The sequence below is a fragment of the Paenibacillus profundus genome (genome assembly GCF_021369635.1).
Lineage (GTDB): Bacteria > Bacillota > Bacilli > Paenibacillales > Paenibacillaceae > Paenibacillus_B > Paenibacillus_B profundus.
This window is the reverse complement of sequence record NZ_JAJNBZ010000007.1, coordinates 200129-221453: the sequence shown is the minus strand read 5'-3', so window position 1 is coordinate 221453 and position 21325 is coordinate 200129. Positions and strand designations below refer to the sequence as shown.

The window sequence follows — 21325 nt, the reverse complement described above, 5'->3', positions numbered from 1 at the left end:
CGGAATTCCCGTCGATCCAGATGTATAGATGATGTAGGCCACATCGTCCGCGGTCCCTGCCGCATCCGTCAAGTTCGGCCAGCTTTCTTCCAGAATCGTCTCTGCTGCTGCATCGAGCAAGACAGAATCGATGCTGTTCGGCACGCTTGTCTGCAGATGCGCCTGCGTGAGCATCACGCTGATTGCTGTATCTTCCAGCATGGCGTTAATCCGTTCTTGCGGATAGGAAGGATCGATCGGAACGTATGCCCCGCCGGCTTTGAGGATTCCCAGCAGTCCAATCGCCATCTCCAGCGATCTCTCTACACAAATGCCAACTAAAGTGCCCCGTGCTACTCCTCGTTCCCGCAGGAGATGGGCAATGCGATTGGCGGCGGCATTCAGCTCCGCATAGGTCAGCCGTTTGTCCTCGAATAGCACCGCCACCGCGTCCGGAGTTTGTTCCTCCTGCTCTTCAAACAATTGGTGTATCGTCTTATCCCGCGGGTAGTCTGCTGCTGTATCGTTGAATTCATAAAGAAGCTGAGCCGTCTCCTGCTCTGATAGCAGGTTCACGTCTTGCAGCTCTCTTTCCGGGTTATATAAAACGTCGGCAAATAAAGAGTTAACATGGTTCATTATTTGCGTAATGAATGGTTTATCGTATCGATTTTCGTTATAGGTCACATGTAATGAAATCACATCTTGTTCCCATTCAAATTGGAATAGGATATCGGAGACTACACTCTGACTGAATTCAACGGTATGTATTTCTTTCATGGAAACCATCGTATTTACGACAGGAACTCCATTTACAGCTTCTAAATGCAAATGCTCCGTCATCTTCCGAAAAGGGATGTTCTGATGATTGATTGCTGCGGTAAGCGTAGTTTTCAATTCGGTCAACAACGATTTAAAGGTACGGTTTGCACCTAGCTTATTTTTGAGAATCACCGCATTGTTGATAGGCCGCCGTGTGTCCTTGGACTTTCTAACGATGGGCATGCCTACGATGACACTCTCTTCACCTGTATATTTGTAAAGCAAGCATTGGATGCCTGCCAGTAAGATCATGTATTCGGCCAGATGGGAACCTCTGCTCATATGACTAATTCGTTGCGATACGTCGGCAGATAAGCTGATGGAATTGGAATGATCGCGAGCTGCAGCGCTGATTGAAGCTGTGGAGTAAGGCAGGATCGCAGGACTATCTTCAGCATCGAATTGCGCATTCCAAAAATCGGTTTCCTTTTCAAATGCCAAGTTCATCTTCTCCTCTCTCAATGGGGTACAACCAAGCTATTGCCGCTCCTATCCACCGGAGTGTGTGCTATTGCTATAAGTGCGTGTTCAAAAGACCACTTTTCAGCACCGAGAAGGTTGCAAGAACGATCTCTTCTACATAAGCGATAGCGCACACTCGCAACCGGTGAACAGAAGATTAGAACACAAAATCGATTTCTGCTAAGGACGCCTCTTCATCTTCCTCTGCATTGCCGTGTAAGTGAATGTCACCTAAGCGGATAGCAGGCTGCTCACAGATCTGAGCCAAGATAGACAACAGATCCTCGGCAAAGTTGTCAACCATGTTTGTTGTAAACAATCGGGTACAATATTCAAATTGCCCGCTCATTTCACCGTCTTCCAGCGCAATCTCAAGCGTCAGATCGAATTTGGCGGCGTAGTGATGTTGCGTATACGGTTCTACGGTCAGCTCATCGAAGCGAACGCTCCGGTTTTCTGTATTTTGCAAGACGAACATGGTGTCAAACAGCGGATTTCTGCTTGGGCTCCAAACGGCCTGCACGCGCTCCACAAGCTCCGCAAACGGATAATCCTGATTCTCGTAAGCCGCCAAGGTCATTTCCTTAACCTCCTCCAGATAGGAGAGGAATGACTTCTCCCCGCACGGATAGCTGCGCATCGCAAGCGAGTTAACGAACATCCCGATGAGTGGCTCCACATCCGCATGCGTTCTTCCCGCGATCGGAGTGCCCACGATGATATCTTCTTGATCCGAGTATTTATGCAGCAAAATCGTATAGGCTGCCAATAACACCATGTACAGCGTCGTGCCGGTATGCTCGGCGAGCCGCTGCAGCCCCTCGCTCATGTGCGAATCCATTACAAAATCAAGGGTGTCTCCTTCATGGCTCTTATGAGCCGGTCTTGCAAAATCGGTTGGCAATTCCAACTGCGGAAGCTCGCCATCCAAGGCGTCAAGCCAATACGCTTCCTGTTGTTTTATCCGTTCACTATGCACCTCTGATTGCTGCCATGCGGCATAGTCCTTGTATTGGATGCGCAGCGGCGGCAGCTCTTCCCCGCTATACAAGCGGGCAAATTCCTCCACCAATATGCCCATGGAGACTCCATCGGAGATGATGTGATGCATGTCAAACAACAGAATATGATGTATCCGGTCCAATTCAATCAGACCGACACGCAGCAAGGAAGGCTGCTCCAAATCAAAGGTCCGGATGAATTGGCCCGCGATTGCTTCAACCTCTTCTTCGCTTGCCTGCATATACTCCACCGCAAATGCCGCATCCCGATGAACGCGCTGCATCGGCTCGCCGTCCTCCATCTCGAAGCTGGTGCGGAACACTTCATGTCGCGCGATTAATCCGCGGAACGCTGCCTCGAATCGATTCCGGTCCAGTTGCCCTCTGAGCGACATCGCTCCCGGCATGTTGTAGCTTAGTTCGGCCCCTTCCAGCTGCTGCAAGATGTACAACCGTTTCTGTGCGGAAGACAGCGGATAATACTCGCTTGCTTCGGCCTGCGGAATGGCCTGGAACTCCCGTTGCTCCATTCTGTTGATAGCGAGTGCCATGTCTTCGAGAATCGAATAGCGGAACACGTCTCTCAACGGCAGATTGATATTCAGTTCTTTATGCAGCTTGCTAACCAAGGTAGTGGCGCGCAAGGAATGTCCCCCGAGTTCGAAGAAGTCGTCCTTCACGCTGACATGCTCCAGTCCGAGCACTTCTTGCCAGATTCGCACCAGCTTCACTTCCAGCAGCGAGCGCGGCGCAACATGTTCCTTGCCGCTGCGCATGCTTCCTCCCGGAGCCGGAAGCGCCTTGCGGTCGAGCTTCCCGTTCGCTGACAACGGCAGTCGCTCCAACTGCACGAAGTACGACGGAATCATGTAGCCCGGCAATTCTACAGCCAACGCTGATCTCAGCTCGCTTACCGGCAATTCGCTATCTGCGGCGAAGTAGGCGCACAATGCCTTCTGCCCGCTCTCATCTTCCCTTGCGACGACGACCACTTCCCGTATGGCTGCCACTTGCAGCAGCTGGGCCTCGATCTCGCCAAGCTCGATACGATACCCCCGGATCTTCACCTGATGGTCGATCCGGCCCAAATATTCAATGCTGCCATCCGGCAGCCAGCGGGCTAAGTCGCCCGTCCGGTACATCCGCGCGCCCGGCATGAACGGAATCGTCACGAATTTCTCGGCCGTCAGCTCCGGACGCTTCAAGTAACCTCGCGCCAAGCCCACACCCGCGATGCATAATTCTCCAGCTACGCCAATCGGCTGCAGTTGATCTTGACGATTGACGATATAAATTTGCGTATTGTCAATCGGCTTTCCAATCGGCACGCTCGTATATGGCTGCCCAGCCTCGCAATCATAGTACGTCACGTCTACGGTCGCTTCCGTCGGCCCGTACAGATTGATCAGGCGCGCTCCACTCGCCGGCGCAATGCAACGCTCGAATCTCTCGACTTGCGAGAGGGTCAGCGCCTCGCCGCTTGCGAACACCCGCGAGAGTGCCGCTAAGCTGCGCTCCCGTTCCGCAATCGGCTGCTCCTCGACATATTCGAGGAAGGCATGCAGCATGGACGGCACAAAATGCATCGTGCTGATATGCTGCTGCGCGATCGTATCCAGAATGACGGCCGGGTTCTTCTCCCCGCCGACCGGCAGCAGGCACACTTTGGAACCGACGAAGGCCCACCAGAACAACTCCCAGACGGAGACGTCAAATGTGATCGCCGTCTTCTGCATAATCGTATCGTTGGCGTTGATTGGATATTGCTTCTGCATCCACAGCAAGCGGTTGATGACAGAACCGTGCTCCACCAGAACCCCCTTCGGTTTGCCCGTCGTCCCCGACGTATAGATGACATAAGCAGCATCGCTTGCCTGATTGACCCATTCCAGATTCGATCCATCTTCGGCGTAGGAGCTCTCATCGTCCAGATTGACGATGCGGCCTGCAAAGGACACGCTTTCTCTTGATCGGCCCTGCAGCAAGAGCACCTTCGCTCCCGAATCTTCCAGCATGTAGTGAATGCGCTCCTCTGGATAATCCGGAGCAATCGGCACATATGCTCCGCCAGCCTTCAAAATCGCCATGATGCCGACCATCATCTCCAACGAGCGCTCGACCATAATGCCGACACGCTGATCCGGTTGGACGCCTTGCGCTCGCAGCGTCCGGGCCAAGGAGTTCACACGCTCGTTCAGTTCCCGGTACGTCAGCCGTTCCTGCTCGAACATGACCGCCACCGCATCTGGAGCTTGTTCAACCTGTTCTTCGAACATCTGATGGATCGTCTTCTCCCGCGGATAATCCGCCGACGTATCGTTGAACACATCTACAATTTCCACTTTCTCCGCTGCTGTCGTCAGCTCCAGTTCTCCCACTGATATTTGCGGGTTGGCCGTAATTTGCTCAAGCACATGCACCAGATGCCCCTTCAACCGCTCCATGCTCGTCCTGTCGAACACGCTTCCGTTGTAGTCGAAACGAATAACGAGTTCTTCGCCCGGCATGACCATCAGATTGAAATCATAGTTCGTTTGTTCTGCCACTTCGACGTCCGTGATGCTCAGCCTTCCGCTGTCCTTGCTTCCGGTTTGCTCCATCTGCTCGTCCACCGGATAGTTCTCGAACACCATAATATGGGATATTAACTCCTGCTTTTGCGCACACTGTGCCTGTATCTCATATAACGGGTAATAATCGTATCGACCAGACTCCAATGCCTGCTCCTGCAGCCGTCCCATCACCTCGGCAAAGCTCGTCTCCGCTGCGCAAGCGACGCGCACCGGAATCGTGTTGATGAACAGCCCGATCATCGTTTCAATGCCCGGAATTGCCGCCGGTCTGCCCGAGACGACCCCGCCGAACACCACATCGTCTGTGCCGTTGTACTTCTGCAGGATGATGCCCCATGCCGCCTGCAGCAGGGTATTCAGCGTCACTGAATGCTGCTTGGCCGCCTGGCTCATCCGCCCTGTCAAGGTCTTGCCAAGTTCGCACACGACATGCTCCAGTACGTATGTTTCGTCTCGCTCTTGCGTCTTCCCTTGCGGCAGCGCCGTCTGTTGGTCGTACCCTGCCAAGTATTCGCTCCAATACCCAGCTGCGGCTTCCTCGTCCTGTTGCTCCAACCACTCGATATACTGGCTGTATGATGACTGACTGTACGCTGGCAGTGTCTGTTCATCATGATGCTGCCTCATGTAGGCGCTATATGTGTCGAACAGCTCTTGCGTAAGCTGCGGCAAGCACCAGCCATCCATCAGAATGTGGTGGGAGCTCCAGAGCACGCGGCAGCTTGCTGCTCCCGTGCGCATCAGCGCTACCCGCACCAACGCATCCCGCTCCAAATCAAATCCCTTCAGCTTGTCTTCCCTTGCGGCGTGCTCGATATGTGCAGTCTGCTCGGCTGCTGGCAGATGGCTTAGATCTTCATAAACGAATGCAATCCGCTTGTCCCGGTACACAATTTGCAGTGGTTCGCCGTTCCAGCCGCTATAGAAATTCGTCCGCAGTACCGTATGGCGCTTGGCCAATGCGTTCAGACTCTTGGCGAATACATCCGCATCGAGTACTCCCTGTAAGGTGAATCGGGTTTGCTCGAAATAAGCGCCCGCCTGTTGATCGATAGCGTTGTGGAACCACATACCCTTTTGCATCGGCGTCAATACATATATATTTTCAATCTCGCCGACGTGCCGCGTTTGCTCCGCAATCCGCTCCAGTTCCTCCACACTCAGTCCCTGCAACAGCACGTCGCTCGGCGTCAGTTCCGCGCGCTCTTTCGCTGCACAGTGTGCGATAATCTCCTGCAAGCTCTCGCGCAGCCGCCCGGCCAGATCCTCCATTGTCTCCCTGCGATATTCCTTCCGGCTGTAGCTCAGGTCAAAGGACAACGCTCCGTCCGCAATGCCTCCGTTGATGTCCAATGCGTATTGGCGCACTTGCTTGCCACTTGCATCCGTGCCGCTCGAATACGGAGACATCTCCATCCCGTTGCTGTTCAGATCTTCATCGAACTGCCCCAAGTAGTTGAAGCTGATTTCGGGTGCTGTGCCCCACGCCGCGTCTTCCATCGTTCCAGACAGATATCGGCAGATGCCATACCCGATCCCCTTGTGCGGAATTTGGCGCAAGTCCTCCTTCACCTTTTTGATGCAATGGGACAAGCTCTTGTCCGGCTCCAACTCAAGCAGCACTGGATACTCGCTCGTAAACCAGCCCACCGTGCGCGAGATATCGACGTCCGCCATGATGGACTCGCGGCCGTGTCCTTCCAGATTCACCAGCATGCGATCGCGGCCGCTCCATTGCTGTATGGCCATTCCCAGCGCCGTCAACAGAATGTCGTTCATGTCGGTGTTGTATGCCCGGTGGACGTGCTTCAACAGCTGCTCTGTATCCTCCCGGCTCCATTGGACGCTGACAGATTCACTATCCCGTTGCAAAGAAACATTCACTGTCCGATCTTTTGGCAAAGGCTTCGTGTTCGTATGTGCGATACGCTGCCAATACGCTCGTTCATGCTCCATGGCCGGACTCTGCGCGTATCCTCTCAACTGCTCGGACCAGGTCAGATAGGAGTCCGTCTTCTCCGGCAGGCGGATCGCTTCTCCCTTCAGCGCCTGCTCGTAACCTGCCGCGATATCCTCCAGCAAGATCCGCCATGAGACTCCGTCGGTAACAGCATGGTGAATGACGATTAACAAATGATGCCCGTGTGCGCAAGTGAATAACCCCGCTCTGAGCAGTGGCCCGGCTTGCAAATTAATACCGCTCTGTATCTCGTTCGCCTTGGCTTCGATCGCCCGGTAGCACGCCGGATCATTCGTGAAGTCCGCCACGTTGAGGCTGTAGAGCTCGCCTTCTCCGATCCCTCTGTTCCATGCCGCATACCCGTGCTCCGTCTTGCGGAATACCATCCGCAGCGCATCGTGATGTTCGGCGATCTTCTCCAGCGTCTTGCGAATCGCCGCTTCGTCGAAGCCTTCCTTCCGGTATAGCATGATCGATTGGTTATAGTGATGCGGGTCGGCGAACCGCTGCCCGAAGAACCAGTGTTGAATCGGCGTCAGCGCCGCCTCGCCTGTCACTGCGCCCTGGTCGGCTTTCCTGCCAATCGGCTGAAGATGCGGACTGAGCTCCGCGATAGTCGGATATTTAAACATGTCGCGTATCTCCAGCTTGTAACCGGCCTGATGCAGCCGGGAAGACACTTGAATCGATTTGATGGAATCGCCGCCCAGTTCGAAGAAGTGATCCATCAATCCAACCTGCTCTGCACCCAATACAACCTGCCACACGGCTGCCAGCGTCTTCTCTGCCTCGGTCCGCGGCGCGACATACTCTGCTCCGGTATACGCATTTCCTTCTGGAGCCGGCAGTCCCTTGCGATCAACTTTGCCGTTCGGAGTCAACGGCATGCGCTCCAATTGCACAAAATGCGCAGGAATCATATAGCCTGGCAATTGTTGGGCCATTGATGCTCTCAGTTCGCCTACCGTTAGAGAGCTGTCTGCAACGAAGTACGCGCACAGCACCTTCTGTCCGCTTCCATCCTCCCGCGCGACGACGGCCGCTTCGCGGACGCCTGCCGCTGCCAGCAGCTGGGACTCCACTTCGCCAATCTCGATACGATACCCTCGAATCTTCACTTGATGGTCGATCCGGCCCGCATATTCGATATTGCCGTCCGGCAGCCAGCGGGCCAAGTCGCCCGTCCGGTACATCCGCGCTCCCGGCTTGAACGGATCGTCCACGAATTTCTCGGCGGTCAAGTCCGGTCGATTCAGATAGCCGCGGCCGACGCCGGCTCCGCCGATATATAATTCACCCGTGAGACCGATAGGCTGCAGCGAGCAGTTATCATCCAAAATATACATCGTTACAGCCGGAAGGGGCTTGCCAATCGGCAACGTCCGCAGCGCATCCGGCGTTGTCCGTTCATAGTAGCAAGCATCGACGCAAGCTTCGGTCACGCCATAGCTATTCAGTATTCGCATGTGTGAACCGCAGCGCTCGGTCAGCTTATGGAATTCTGCCGCCGGGCAGTGGTCCGAACCCACAATTAACATCTTCAGGCTGCTGATGTCCAAGTCGTTGTCGTACACATAATCCATGAACGGGATGACGAGGGCCGGTGTCGATTCGAACATCTGTATCTGATACTTGCGAATCAACTCCGTGATAGCCGCCGGGTTCGCCCGCGCCTCCTCCGGACACAGAATAAGCTCTCCACCATACAGGAGCGTGCGGACCATATCCCCCGAGAACACGTCAAACGAGAAGCTGGCCCACTGCAGCCAGCGGATACCTTCCTCCTCCAGGCGATATTCGCGTTTCCAGGCGTCAGCTATGGCCACTAGTTGTCTGTGCTCGATCATGACGCCTTTCGGATTGCCCGTCGTTCCTGATGTGTAGATGACATACGATAAATGCGCCGGCTCATTGAGCGGCTTCAAGTTGGTGCCGTCTTCATGATAGAACGCTTCTTCGTCCAGAATCACCCATGTCCCGGCAAACGCTGCGCTTGCTTGCAGATGACGCTGGGCCAGCAGTACCTGCGCGTGCGAATCGTCCAGCATGTAGCGAATGCGATCCTCCGGATATTTCGGGTCGATTGGCACATAGGCTCCGCCGGATTTCAAGATGGCCATAATGCCCACGATCATCTCCAGCGAGCGATCGGCCATGATGCCGACCAGCTGTTCAGGCTCCACGCCCTCTGCCCGCAGCGTGCGCGCCAGCCGATTCGCCCGTTCGTTCAGCTCCCGGTACGTCAGCTGCTTGTCCTCGTGCACGACCGCAATCCGATCCGGCGTGCGCTCCACCTGCTCCTCGAACAATTCAGGCACCGTTTTCTCCTGCGATTGCCCTGCCTCCGCTCCGTTAAACACATGTTGAATCTGATCCTTCTCCACTTCCGTGAGCATGCCGAGCGAAGCCAGCTTCGCCTCCGGCTGGTCCACAATGGAATCGATTAATTGTTGGAAGTGCTGCGCCATACGTTCTGCCGTGTCTGGTTTATACAAGGCAGTCGCATATTCCAGACTGCATTCCAGCCTGTCATTTTTTTCCGATACATCCAAGCTCAAATCAAATTTGGACATCGTGTATTCGCTAGGATACGGCGTCAGCCGCAGTCCTTCGAGAGGGAAAGTCTCGGGCTCCGTATTATTCAAAGCGAACATAGTGTCGAACAGCGGATTACGGCTTAAATCTCTCGCGACCTGCAACTTGTCCACCAATTCTTCAAACGGATAGTTCTGGTGTTCATAGGCCCCCAAGGTCGTTTCCTTGACTTCCGCCAGATAGGAGCGGAATGTTTTCTCCCCTGCCGGATAATTGCGAATAGCAAGCGTGTTGACGAACATCCCGATGAGCGGCTGCAGATCCCCATGGGTTCTTCCCGCAATTGGCGTGCCCACGATGACATCCTCTTGGCCCGTATACTTATGAAGCAGTATGGTATAGGCTGCGAGCAGCACCATGTACAGCGTTGTCCCGGTGTCGGCCGCAATCCGGCGCAATCCTTCGCTCATTTGTGGATCGATGTCGAATGAAAGCGTGCTGCCAGCATACTGTTGCACGGCAGGACGCACATAATCCGTCGGCATTTCCAATACCGGAAGTTCTCCGCGGAACACGTCCCGCCAGTATCCTTCCTGCCGCTTCATCCAATCCTGCTGCGCTTCGGACAGCTGCCATGCGGCGTAATCCTTGTACTGGATACGCAGCGGCTCCAACGCTGCTCCGGCGTACAAACGGACGAACTCTTCCACTACGATCCCCATCGAAACGCCGTCGGAAATGATGTGGTGCATATCATACAAGAGCACATGACGCTCCTTCGCCAATTCGAGTAAGCCTATTCGCAGCAACGGCGGCTTCTCCAAGTCGAACGTGCGTACGAATTCCCGCAGGAACGCCTCTACTTCTTCCTCATCCGCCTGCCGGTATTCCACTGCAAAATCCACTTTCTCATATACTCGCTGCACCGGTTCTCCATTAACCATTTCAAAGCCAGTGCGCAATGTTTCATGACGCGCTACGAGCCCGCGGAACGCTTCTTCGAATTTCTCCTGATCGAGCATTCCTTCAAGGAGCAGTACGCCCGGCATATTGTAGCCTTGCTCGGCCCCCTCAATCTGGTGGAGAATATACAGCCTCTTCTGCGCAGAGGATACCGGGTAATAGTCTCTTATTTCAATCGCTGGTATGGACATATATGTGCGTTGTTCCATCTCTGCAATCGCGCAAGCCATCTCCTCTATCGTCGAGAAGCGGAAGACGTCCCGCAACGGCAGATTAACATTCATCTCTTGGTGCACCTTGTTCACCAACGTGGTCGCACGCAAGGAATGGCCGCCAAGCTCAAAGAAATTGTCTTTGACGCCGATGCTTTCCAGTCCAAGCACATCTTGCCAGATACGCGTCAAGTCGGACTCCAATGGGGTCCGCGGCGCTATATATTCCGTGCCGGTATTTACGCTGTCTCCCGGAGCCGGCAGCGCTTTGCGGTCGATTTTCCCATTAGGCGTCAGCGGCATCCGCTCCAATTGCACGAAATATGCGGGAATCATATAGGCTGGTAACGCATGCGACAGTTCTTGCCTCAATTCGCCCACCGTAAGCTCACGGGCGGCCACGAAGTACGCGCATAACTGCTTCTCCCCGTGTCCGTCTTCCCGTGCGATGACGATGGCCTCCCGAACAAGATCCACCTTCGTCAATTGCGCTTCCACTTCGCCGAGCTCGATCCGGTAGCCGCGAATCTTCACCTGATGATCGATCCGTCCCAAATATTCGATATTGCCATCCGGCAGCCAGCGGGCCAAATCGCCCGTTCTGTACATACGTCCGCCTGACTCGAAAGGACTATCCACGAACTTGTCAGCCGTCAGTTCTGGACGGTGCAGATAACCGCGCGCCAAGCCATCGCCCGCTACATACATCTCTCCAGCTACACCCACAGGCACGCATTGGCGATTCGCATCCAGCACATATACCTTCAAGGTCGGGATCGGGCGCCCGATATTGCTTTTCGCTTGCTCGATTTCCACTTGAGTAATTTCTTTATAAGTGACATGGACCGTCGTTTCCGTTATTCCATACATATTGATTAACTGGGTATGCGGATATTTCGTTTTCCAATCTTTCAGCAGCTGCGGATTTAATGCTTCTCCTCCGAAAATGACTTTTCTTACTTTCAGTTCTTGTCCGGGCTCTGCCAGCGCTTCCCGCAGCAGCTGATAAAAATAAGTCGGTGTCTGGTTCAATATGGTCACTTGCTGCTCGTGAAGCAGTTCCAGGAACTGTGCCGGATTTTTGGCGGTCAATTGCGGCACGACCACCAATCTGCCTCCGTATAACAGCGCCCCATACATCTCCCAGACCGAGAAATCAAAGCAGAAGGAGTGGAACAATGTCCACGTATCCGCCGAATTGAAGTCGAACAGATTTTTGCTGTTGAACAATAAGCGCACGACATTTTTATGTTCAATCAATGTCCCTTTCGGCTTGCCCGTTGTACCAGAGGTGTAGATGACATAAGCCAAATCGGACGGCTTGCTGGCCGTTGCTGGATTAGAGCTGTCTTCAACATAGGATTGCTCGTCATCAAGCATCACGACTGTCCCATCAAAGCCAACTTTGTCCCGCAGATCATGCGGAAGCAGCAGCACCTGCGCTCCAGAATCGTCCAGCATGTAGCGAATCCGCTCTTCCGGATATTCCGGATCAATTGGCACATAAGCTCCGCCGGCTTTTAAAATCGCCAGAATACCGACTATCATTTCTGGTGAACGCTCGGCCATAATGCCCACCAAGCTATCCGTCTGCACGTCTTTTGCCCGGAGCGTATGCGCCAAGCGATTGGCACGTTCGTTCAGCTCCCGATAAGTTAACTGAGCATTCTCGAAAATTACGGCCACTGCATCCGGGGTACGTTCCGCTTGTTCTTCGAACAGCAGGTGAATCGTCTTCTCCCGTGGATAGTCCGCTCCCGTATCATTGAACCGATCCACAAGCTGAACCTTCTCTTCTGCCGTCAACATCTCCAACCGATCTAACCGGTCCATCGGCTCGCCAGTGACGGCTTCAACCAACTGGCGGAAGTGCTGTGCCATCCGTGCGACCGTTTCCCGCTGGAACAAGGCGGTGGCGTATTCGATGCTGCATGCCAGCCCTTCCTCTTCTTCTTCGATGTGGAAGGTCAGGTCGAACTTCGCGACAAGATGTTCTGCCGGATGCGGCAACAGCTGCAGCCCATCGATATCGAACGTTCCCTGCTCCGTATTCTGCAGGACGAAGACCGTATCGAACAACGGATTGCGGCTTGCGTCCCGCGGCACCCGCACATTTTCCACCAGTTCTTCAAATGGATAATCCTGATGCTCATAGGCCCGCATCGTTGTGTCTTTGACTTCCTCCAAAAAGGACAAGAATGTCTTCTCCCCGGCAGGATAGCTGCGAATGGGCAGTGTGTTGACAAACATTCCGATGAGCGGCTGCAGATCTCCATGCGTTCTGCCTGCGATCGGCATCCCCACGATGATGTCTTCTTGCCCCGTGTATTTATACAGCATGGTCGTATAAAGTGCCAACAGCACCATATATAATGTAGCTCCGGACTCAGCAGCTAGCTGCCGCAAGCGCTCCGCCTCGTGCCGCTGTATCGTGAACTCGAACGTATTGCCTTCATAGCTCCGGAACAGAGGCCGCGCATAGTCCGTCGGCAATTCCAAGACCGGCAGTTCCCCGCGCAGCGCATCCAGCCAATAGGCTTCCTGCTGTTTCGACCAATCCTGCTGCGCTTCAGACTGCAGCCAGGCGGCATAATCCTTATATTGAATACGTAAAGGCGAGATCTCTTCTCCACGGTACAACCGGACGAACTCTTCGATCAGAATCCCGATCGAGGCCCCGTCGGATATGATGTGGTGCATGTCGAACATCAGGAGATGGCGCTCCTTCGCAAGCTCGATCAGACCGATTCGCAAGAGCGGAGGCTTCTGCAAATCAAACGCGCGGATGAAAGCATGAACGGCTTCATCGGCTGCTTCTTCACTTGCCTGCGCATACTCCACCGCAAAATCCACTTCTCCGTATACCCGCTGCACAGGTACGCCATCCACCATCTCGAAGCCGGTGCGCAGCGTCTCATGACGCGAAATCAGCTTATGGAACGCTGTTTCGAGCCGCTCCCGATCAAGCGGTCCTGCGAGCGTCATCACGCCCGGCATGTTATAGGTCTGTTCGGCGCCCTCCAATTGATGCAAAATATATAGCCGCTTCTGGGCCGAAGACACTGGATAGCATTCTCTTTCGCCGACCTGAGGGATCGCTCTGTATTCCTCTTGCTCCATCCCGCCAATCACTTGCGCCTGCTCTTCAATAGTCGGGAAGCGGAACACCTCGCGCAGCGGCATGCTCACATGCAGCTCCTGTTGAAGCTTGCTTACCAGCGTCGTTGCACGTAAAGAGTGTCCGCCAAGCTCGAAGAAACTGTCCTTCACGCTGACCTTCTCAAGTCCGAGCACTTCTTGCCAGATATGCGCCAGCTTGGATTCCAGCGGTGTCCGCGGCGCGACATGCTCTATTCCGGTCATGATGCGGCCTTCCGGCTCCGGCAGCGCTTTGCGATCGACCTTTCCGTTCGGCGTCAGCGGCATCCGCTCCACCTGCACAAAGTGTGTCGGGATCATGTATCCCGGCAGTTCTTGCGACAAAGCCGATCTCAACTCGCTTGCCGTAAGCTCTTTATCCGCTGCATAATACGCGCACAACATATTCTGGCCGCTTTCGTCCTTCCGTGCGATCACGGCAGCACTCTGAACCGGCTCCACTTTCAGCAGATGCGCTTCCACCTCGCCAAGCTCAATCCGGTAACCGCGGATTTTCACTTGATCATCGATTCGTCCCACGTATTCGATTGTTCCATCCGGCAGCCATCTCGCCAAGTCGCCTGTGCGGTATAGCCGTGTTGCCGGCACGATAGGGCTGTCTACGAACTTCTCTGCCGTCAGATCCGGACGGTTCAAGTAACCTTGGGCCAGTCCGTCTCCGCCTGTATACAGCTCGCCAATCACGCCTGCCGGAAGCAGCTTGCCCGCTCCATCCAGCACATATGCTTGCGTATTGCCGATTGGACGCCCGATTGGAATGGACGGCCGCTCCATATCGGCTGCGGAAATCTCGTGGCAGCAAGTGAAGGTCGTATTTTCCGTCGGACCATATCCATTGATTAGCCGAATTCCGTTATACCGCTCCAGAACCTTTGTGGCATGCGTCTTGGAGACGACATCGCCGCCCACCAACAATTGTTGGACTCCCTGCAAGGCTTGGAGCTGGTTGTCGACCATGACGTGGAACAGTCCTGCCGTTAACCATAGGATCGTCACTTGATGCTGTTGAATGGCCCGTGTCCATTCGGTCAACGATACATTGCCCGGAGGCAACACAGCCAACGCAGCTCCATTCAGCAAGCTGCCCCAGATCTCGAACGTTGCCGCATCGAACGATATCGTCGAGCCTTGCAAAAATACGTCTTTGCTGCTGATGTCCACATAATTGGCAGCGGCAACGAGCCGGACCACCCCTCGATGCGTGACGCAGACTCCTTTCGGAATTCCTGTCGATCCGGACGTATAGATGATGTAGGCCACATCGTCCGCGGTCGCCGCCGTATCTGTCAAGTTCGGCCAGCTTCCTTCCAGAATCGTCTCTGCTGCTGCATCGAGCAAGACGGAATCAATGCTGTTCGGCACGCTTGTCTGCAGATGCGCCTGCGTGAGCATCACGCTGATTGCTGTATCTTCCAGCATGGCGTTAATCCGTTCTTGCGGATAGGAAGGATCGATCGGAACGTATGCCCCGCCGGCTTTGAGGATTCCCAGCAGTCCAATCACCATCTCCAGGGATCTCTCTGCGCAAATGCCAACCAATGTGCCTCGTGCTACACCTCGATCCCGCAGGAGACGGGCGATTCGATTGGCAGCAGCATTCAGCTCCGCATAGGTCAACCGTTTGTCCTCAAATATCACCGCCACCGCGTCCGGAATTCGTTCTTCCCGTTCTTCAAACAATTGATGTATCGTCTTCTCCCGCGGGTACTCGACAACTGTATTGTTGAACACGTCTACAATCTGCGCTTTCTCCGCTGCTGTCGCCAATTCCAGTTCTCCCACCGGTATTTGCGGGTTGGCCGCGATTTGCTCCAGCATGTTCACTAAATGACCCTTCAACTGCTCCATACTCGTTCTGTCAAACACGATTCCGTTATAATCCAGACGAATCACAATTTCGTCCCCGGGCATGATGACCAGGTTGAAGTCATAGTTCGTTTGTTCCGTTACCATGACATCCTTCAATTTCAGCCCTTTGCCGTCGAGGCTTTCCAATTGCTCGATTTGCTCTTCCATCGGGTAGTTCTCGAATACCACGATATGATTGATCAGTTCTTGCTTCTGCACGCTCTGCGCCTGAATCTCATACAGCGGATAGTGATCGTGCTTGGCGGATGCCAGCGCCTGTTCCTGCAGCCTGCACATGATGTCGGCGAAGCTCTCCCCCACATCGGCGGTAACGCGAACAGGAATCGTGTTGATGAACAGGCCGATCATCTCTTCAATCCCCGGCATGTCCGCCGGTCTCCCCGATACGACACCGCCGAATACCACGTCGCCAGTTCCGTTATACTTCTGCAACATGATGCCCCATGTTGCTTGCAGCAACGTACTCAGGGTTACCAAATTCCGTTTCGCCGCCTCGTTGAGCCGCAGGCTCAAGTCTTTGCCCAGTTCGCAATCGATGTGCTCCGCAGCGTATGCTTCGCTTCGTCCTTGATCTTTCCCTTGCGGCAGCGCCGTATGCTGGTCGTATCCAGCCAAATACTCGGACCAATACGCGGATGCCGCCTCTTCATCTTGCTGTTCCAACCATTCAATATATTGACTGTACGCAGGTACCGTTGTCTTTTCGAGATGCCGATGCCCTACATAGGCAGAGTACGTATCGAACACTTCTTTGGCAACCAGCGGCAAGCACCAGCCGTCCATCAGGATATGATGCGAGCTCCAGAGCACGTGATAGCTCTCTTGTGCCGTACGCATCACTAACACCCGCATGAGCTCATCTTGCTCTAAGTCAAACCCGCGCAGCTTGTCTTCATTCACAGCGTTCTCGATATGCGCTCTTTGCTTAGCCGGCTTCAGAGCGCTCACATCTTCATAAGCGAACCCAATCCGCTTGTCGCGGTATACGATTTGCAGCGGTTCGCCCTTCCAACCGTTGTGGAAATTCGTCCGCAACACATTATGCCGCGCTGCCAATGCGGTCCAGCTCTTGGCGAAGGCATCCACGTCGAGATCCCCTTGCAAGGTAAACCGCGTTTGTTCAAAATACGCGCCCGCCTGCCGATCCATGGCGCTGTGGAACCACATACCTTTCTGCATCGGTGTCAACTTGTACATATTTTCAATGTCCCCGATGTGCTGTGTCTGTTCCACGATCTGCTCCAGTTCCTCCACACTCAGTCCCTGCAGCAAGACATCGCTCGGGGTCAATTCCGGCCGCTCCTTCGCAGTGCAGTGCGCAATGATTTCCCGCAGGATCTCTTGCAGCATCCCGGCAAGATCCTCAATCGTCTCCCTTCGATATTCCTTGCTGCCATAGCTTAGATCGAAGACTAACGAGCCATCCATAATCATTCCGTTGATGTCCAGCGCGTATTGGCGCGCTTGGTTGCCGCTTGTATTCAAGCCGCTCGATAAGGGAGACATGAGCATCCCGTTGCTTTGCAAATCCTGATCGAACTGCCCCAGGTAGTTAAAGCTGATTTCCGGATTCGCGCCCCAAGAGGCTTCATACGGGTGGTCGGACATATAACGGCATATGCCATACCCAATGCCCTTGTTCGGGATTTGGCGCAAGTCCTCCTTCACCTTTTTAATCCGGTAGGACAAGCTCTTGGCCTGCTCCATTTCGAGCAGCACCGGATACTCGCTTGTAAACCAACCTACGGTGCGTGAGATGTCGATGTCTGTGATGATGGCCTCGCGTCCATGTCCTTCCAGATTCACCAGCACCCGGTCGCGGCCGCTCCATCTCTGCACAGCCGTCCCTAGAGCTGTCAACAAAATGTCGTTCATTTCCGTGTTATATGCCTTGTGAACGTGTTTCAATAGCTGCTCTGTGTCCTCTGGGCTCCATTGGACGATGACGGATTCGCTATCCTTCTGCAAGGAGCAATCCGCTTCATAATCCTTAGGCAAAGGATTCATTTCCGTCTGTGTGATACGCTGCCAATAGGCACGTTCATTGATTACAGCCTGACTGTCAGCATAAGAGGCCAGTCGCTCGGACCAAGTGCGATAAGCATCGGTTTTGCTCGGAAGACGAACCTCTTCTCCCTTCAACGCTTGCTCGTAACCAACCGCGATATCTTCCAGTAAAATGCGCCAAGAGACGCCATCAATGACAGTATGGTGAATGACGAGCAGTAAATGATCCCCATCCGCGCATTGGAACAATCCTGCCCGCACCAATGGCCCTGTCTCGATGTCGATCCCGCCTTGAATCTCGTTCGCTTGCGCTGCAATCAACGGCCCGCAAGCCGATTCATTACGGAAGTCCGCCACATTCAGCCTGTATAGCTCGCCTTCTCCGATTCCTCGGTTCCAAGCGGCGTATCCGGATTCGGTCTTGCGGAATACCATCCGCAACGCATCGTGATGCTCGGCGATCTTCTCCAGCGTCTTGCGAATCGCTGCTTCGTCGAAGCCTTCCTTGCGGTACAGCATGATCGATTGGTTATAGTGATGCGGATCGGCGAACCGTTGTGCGAAAAACCAACGCTGGATCGGTGTCAGCTCCGCTTTCCCAACCACTTCGCTCTGATCGGCCATTCTTCCGGCTGGCTGGATGTGCAGACTCAGCTCCGCAATGGTCGGGTATTTGAACAAATCCCGGATTTCCATTTTGTAGCCGGCCTGACGCAATCGGGAAGACACTTGAATCGACTTGATGGAATCGCCGCCAAGCTCGAAGAAATGCTCGCTCGCGCCGACCCGTTCTATGCCCAATACAGCTTGCCACACGGCAGCCAGCATCTTCTCTGCTGCAGAACTCGGCTCCACATATTCCGTTCCGGTATGCGCGCTTCCTTCCAGAGCCGGCAGCCCCTTGCGGTCGACCTTGCCGTTCGGCGTCAATGGCATCTGTTCCAGCTGCATGAAATACGATGGAATCATGTATCCCGGCAGTTCTTCCGCCATCTTTCCCCTCAGCTCATTCACTGTGAGCTCGCGGTCTGCCACGTAGTATGCGCACAGCACCTTCTGTCCGCTTCCGTCCTCCCGTGCGACGACGACTGACTCTCGAACGGACTCCGCTTTGAGCAATTGGGATTCAATTTCGCCTATCTCGATGCGGTATCCCCGAATCTTCACCTGATGATCGATCCGCCCCAAATATTCGATATTGCCGTCCGGCAACCAACGCGCCAAGTCGCCCGTCCGGTACATCATCTCGCCTGGCGCATATGGATTATCGACGAACTTCTCGGCCGTCAGATCTGGCCGATTCAAATATCCTCTTCCCACACAAGCCCCGCCGATATATAGTTCGCCCGTTATCCCGATCGGCTGCAACGAGCGGTTATCGTCCAGAACCATCATGGATACGGCTGGTAATGGTTTGCCTATCGGCAGCGTTCGAAGCGCATCGGAATCCGTCTGTTCGAAATAACTGGCATCGACGCACGCTTCGGTTACGCCATAGCTATTCAGAATTCGCATTTGTGAGCCGAATCGTTCCATCAGCTTCTGGAATTCTTCAGCCGGACAGTAATCCGAGCCGATGATTAACAATTGCAGACTGTGAATGTCCATTTTGTTGTCGTATATATATTCCATCAGCGGGACAACGAGGGCCGGCGTCGACTCGAACATCTGGATGCGATGCTTGCGAATCAATTCGCAGATAGCTTCCGGGTTCGCCCGCGCGTGACCGGGACACAGAATAAGCTCTCCGCCATTCAAGAGCGTGCGGACCATGTCTCCCGAGAATACGTCGAACGAGAAGCTCGCCCACTGCAACCAGCGAATGCCCGCCTCATGCAAGTGATACCGGGATTTCCAGGCGTGTGCCATGGCCACCAGCTGTCTATGCTCGATCATGACCCCTTTCGGCTTGCCTGTCGTCCCTGATGTGTAGATGACATAGCTCAAATTAGACGGGTCATTGTTCGATTCAAGGTTGGTGCCGTCTTCGTCGTAGAACGCATTCTCATCAAGAATCACCCATGTACCGGTGAACGCAATTCGTGCCTGTAGATGACGCTGGGCCAACAGCACCCGCGCGTTCGAATCATCCAGCATATAGCGGATGCGCTCCTCCGGGTATTCCGGATCGATTGGCACATAAGCCCCGCCAGCTTTCAAGATAGCCAGAATGCCCACAATCATCTCCAGCGAGCGGTCTGCCATAATGCCCACTAATTTCTCCGGCTGCACGCCCTCGGCTCGCAATGTCCGCGCTAGCCGATTGGCCCGTTCGTTCAATTCCCGGTATGTCAACTGCTCATCCTCATACACGGCCGCAACATGATTGGGCGTGCGCGCCGCCTGCTCCTCGAACAATTGGTGCACGGTCTTGTCCCTAGGGAACTCTGCGGCCGTGTCGTTGAATTGGGTCAATATTTTACGCGCTTCTTCGTTGTTCAACATGGTCAGCTCGTGCAGCGTCTGCTGCGGATTATGCAGAATTCCATCGACTATGGTAAGCATCTGCTCGATAATTCGAGTGATTTCACGCTCTTCGAACAATTGAATCCGATAATCCACATTGATGACAAGCTGTTGATCGTCCAGCATATCTTCGACATGAACCGCCAAGTCATCCACTTCGTGACCGCAAAAACTGCTCCGCTGCTGAATGCTGAGCTGTCCATAGCTGGACCATTTAATCGGCATATAGTCCACAGACACGCCATAGAGATCTTGGATATCGCTGTGCTTATGCTCCTTTCTCAAATCCAGAATAAGCTGGTTGTACGGATATTTCTGATGACGCAAATTCGTCTTTTGCTCTTTGGAGACATTATGTAGGATGGAAATCAGATCTTGGTTGGGATCAAGCGACAATCGAGTCGCGACTGTGCTTACAAACATGCCCAACATTTCTTTTTCTTGCCTTGATGTCCGGTTCGCGTATGCAGTCCCCACAGCAATATCCAAATTTCCGGTTGTTTTATATAAAAACATGTATACCGTTGCCAAAAATAGTGTGAACAGGCTAATGTTATTTTGCTCGCTGAAGACCTTCAGCTGTTCGTAACGCTCGCCGGTGAGGGCAACGTACGCTCTTTTCGCCTCGGTGCTTATGGAGTATGGAGGATACGGTTTAATTCCTGTCGTCTCGGGCATGGTTTGGAACTTTTCCAGCCAGTATGCCTTATCTTTCTGATAGCGATCGGACTTTTCATATTCCTGCTCCGCATAAGTGTAATCGAGATAAGAGCTCTTCTTGTCATTGGCCGAGAACGTTCCGCTTGTAAGCTCCATATAGGTTTGCATGATTTTATTGCCTATAAGATGCGAAGTTACGCCATCAGCGATAATATGGTTAATTTTTAAGTTAATCCAATACTCTTGATTGTTAACGTTAAATACTGTGAAATTATATAATTTATCATCAAAAATACTGATTGGAATTCGATTGAAACGATTCAACCAGTCTTTAGCTTCCAAATGGTCATCCCATTCCATATAGTCTACTTCCGGAGTGATAGCCGATTCGGGCTCGAGCCGCTGAATGGGTTGATTGTCTTGAGTCATGATTCTGATGCGGAAAGCATCGTGCTGCGTAATTACTTGGCAGATAGACTCCTTCAGCACAGCCGCGTCTACCTCGCCTCGAATGACTAAAGTTCCTGCAACGGTAGAGACGGTGGTATTCGGATGCATCATTTCCATATACCATATTCTTCGCTGCGCCTGCGTCAATGGAAATAATTTGTTCGGATTTTCGTTCACATGGACTCTCCCCTATTAGAAATATTCGTA

The 21325-nt window shown here is 53.6% G+C and carries 2 protein-coding genes; both read right to left on the bottom strand.

Annotated features, from left to right (window positions below; genetic code table 11):
- Positions 1 to 1242, bottom strand: a 1242-nt coding sequence (locus LQV63_RS12160; protein WP_233696915.1) for an AMP-binding protein, incomplete at its 3' end; no start/stop codon positions are given.
- A 178-nt stretch (positions 1243 to 1420) separates the two neighbouring features.
- Positions 1421 to 21295, bottom strand: a complete 19875-nt coding sequence (locus LQV63_RS12155; protein WP_233696914.1) for a non-ribosomal peptide synthase/polyketide synthase — start codon at positions 21293 to 21295, stop codon at positions 1421 to 1423.
- Between the last annotated feature and the right edge of the window lie 30 nt (positions 21296 to 21325).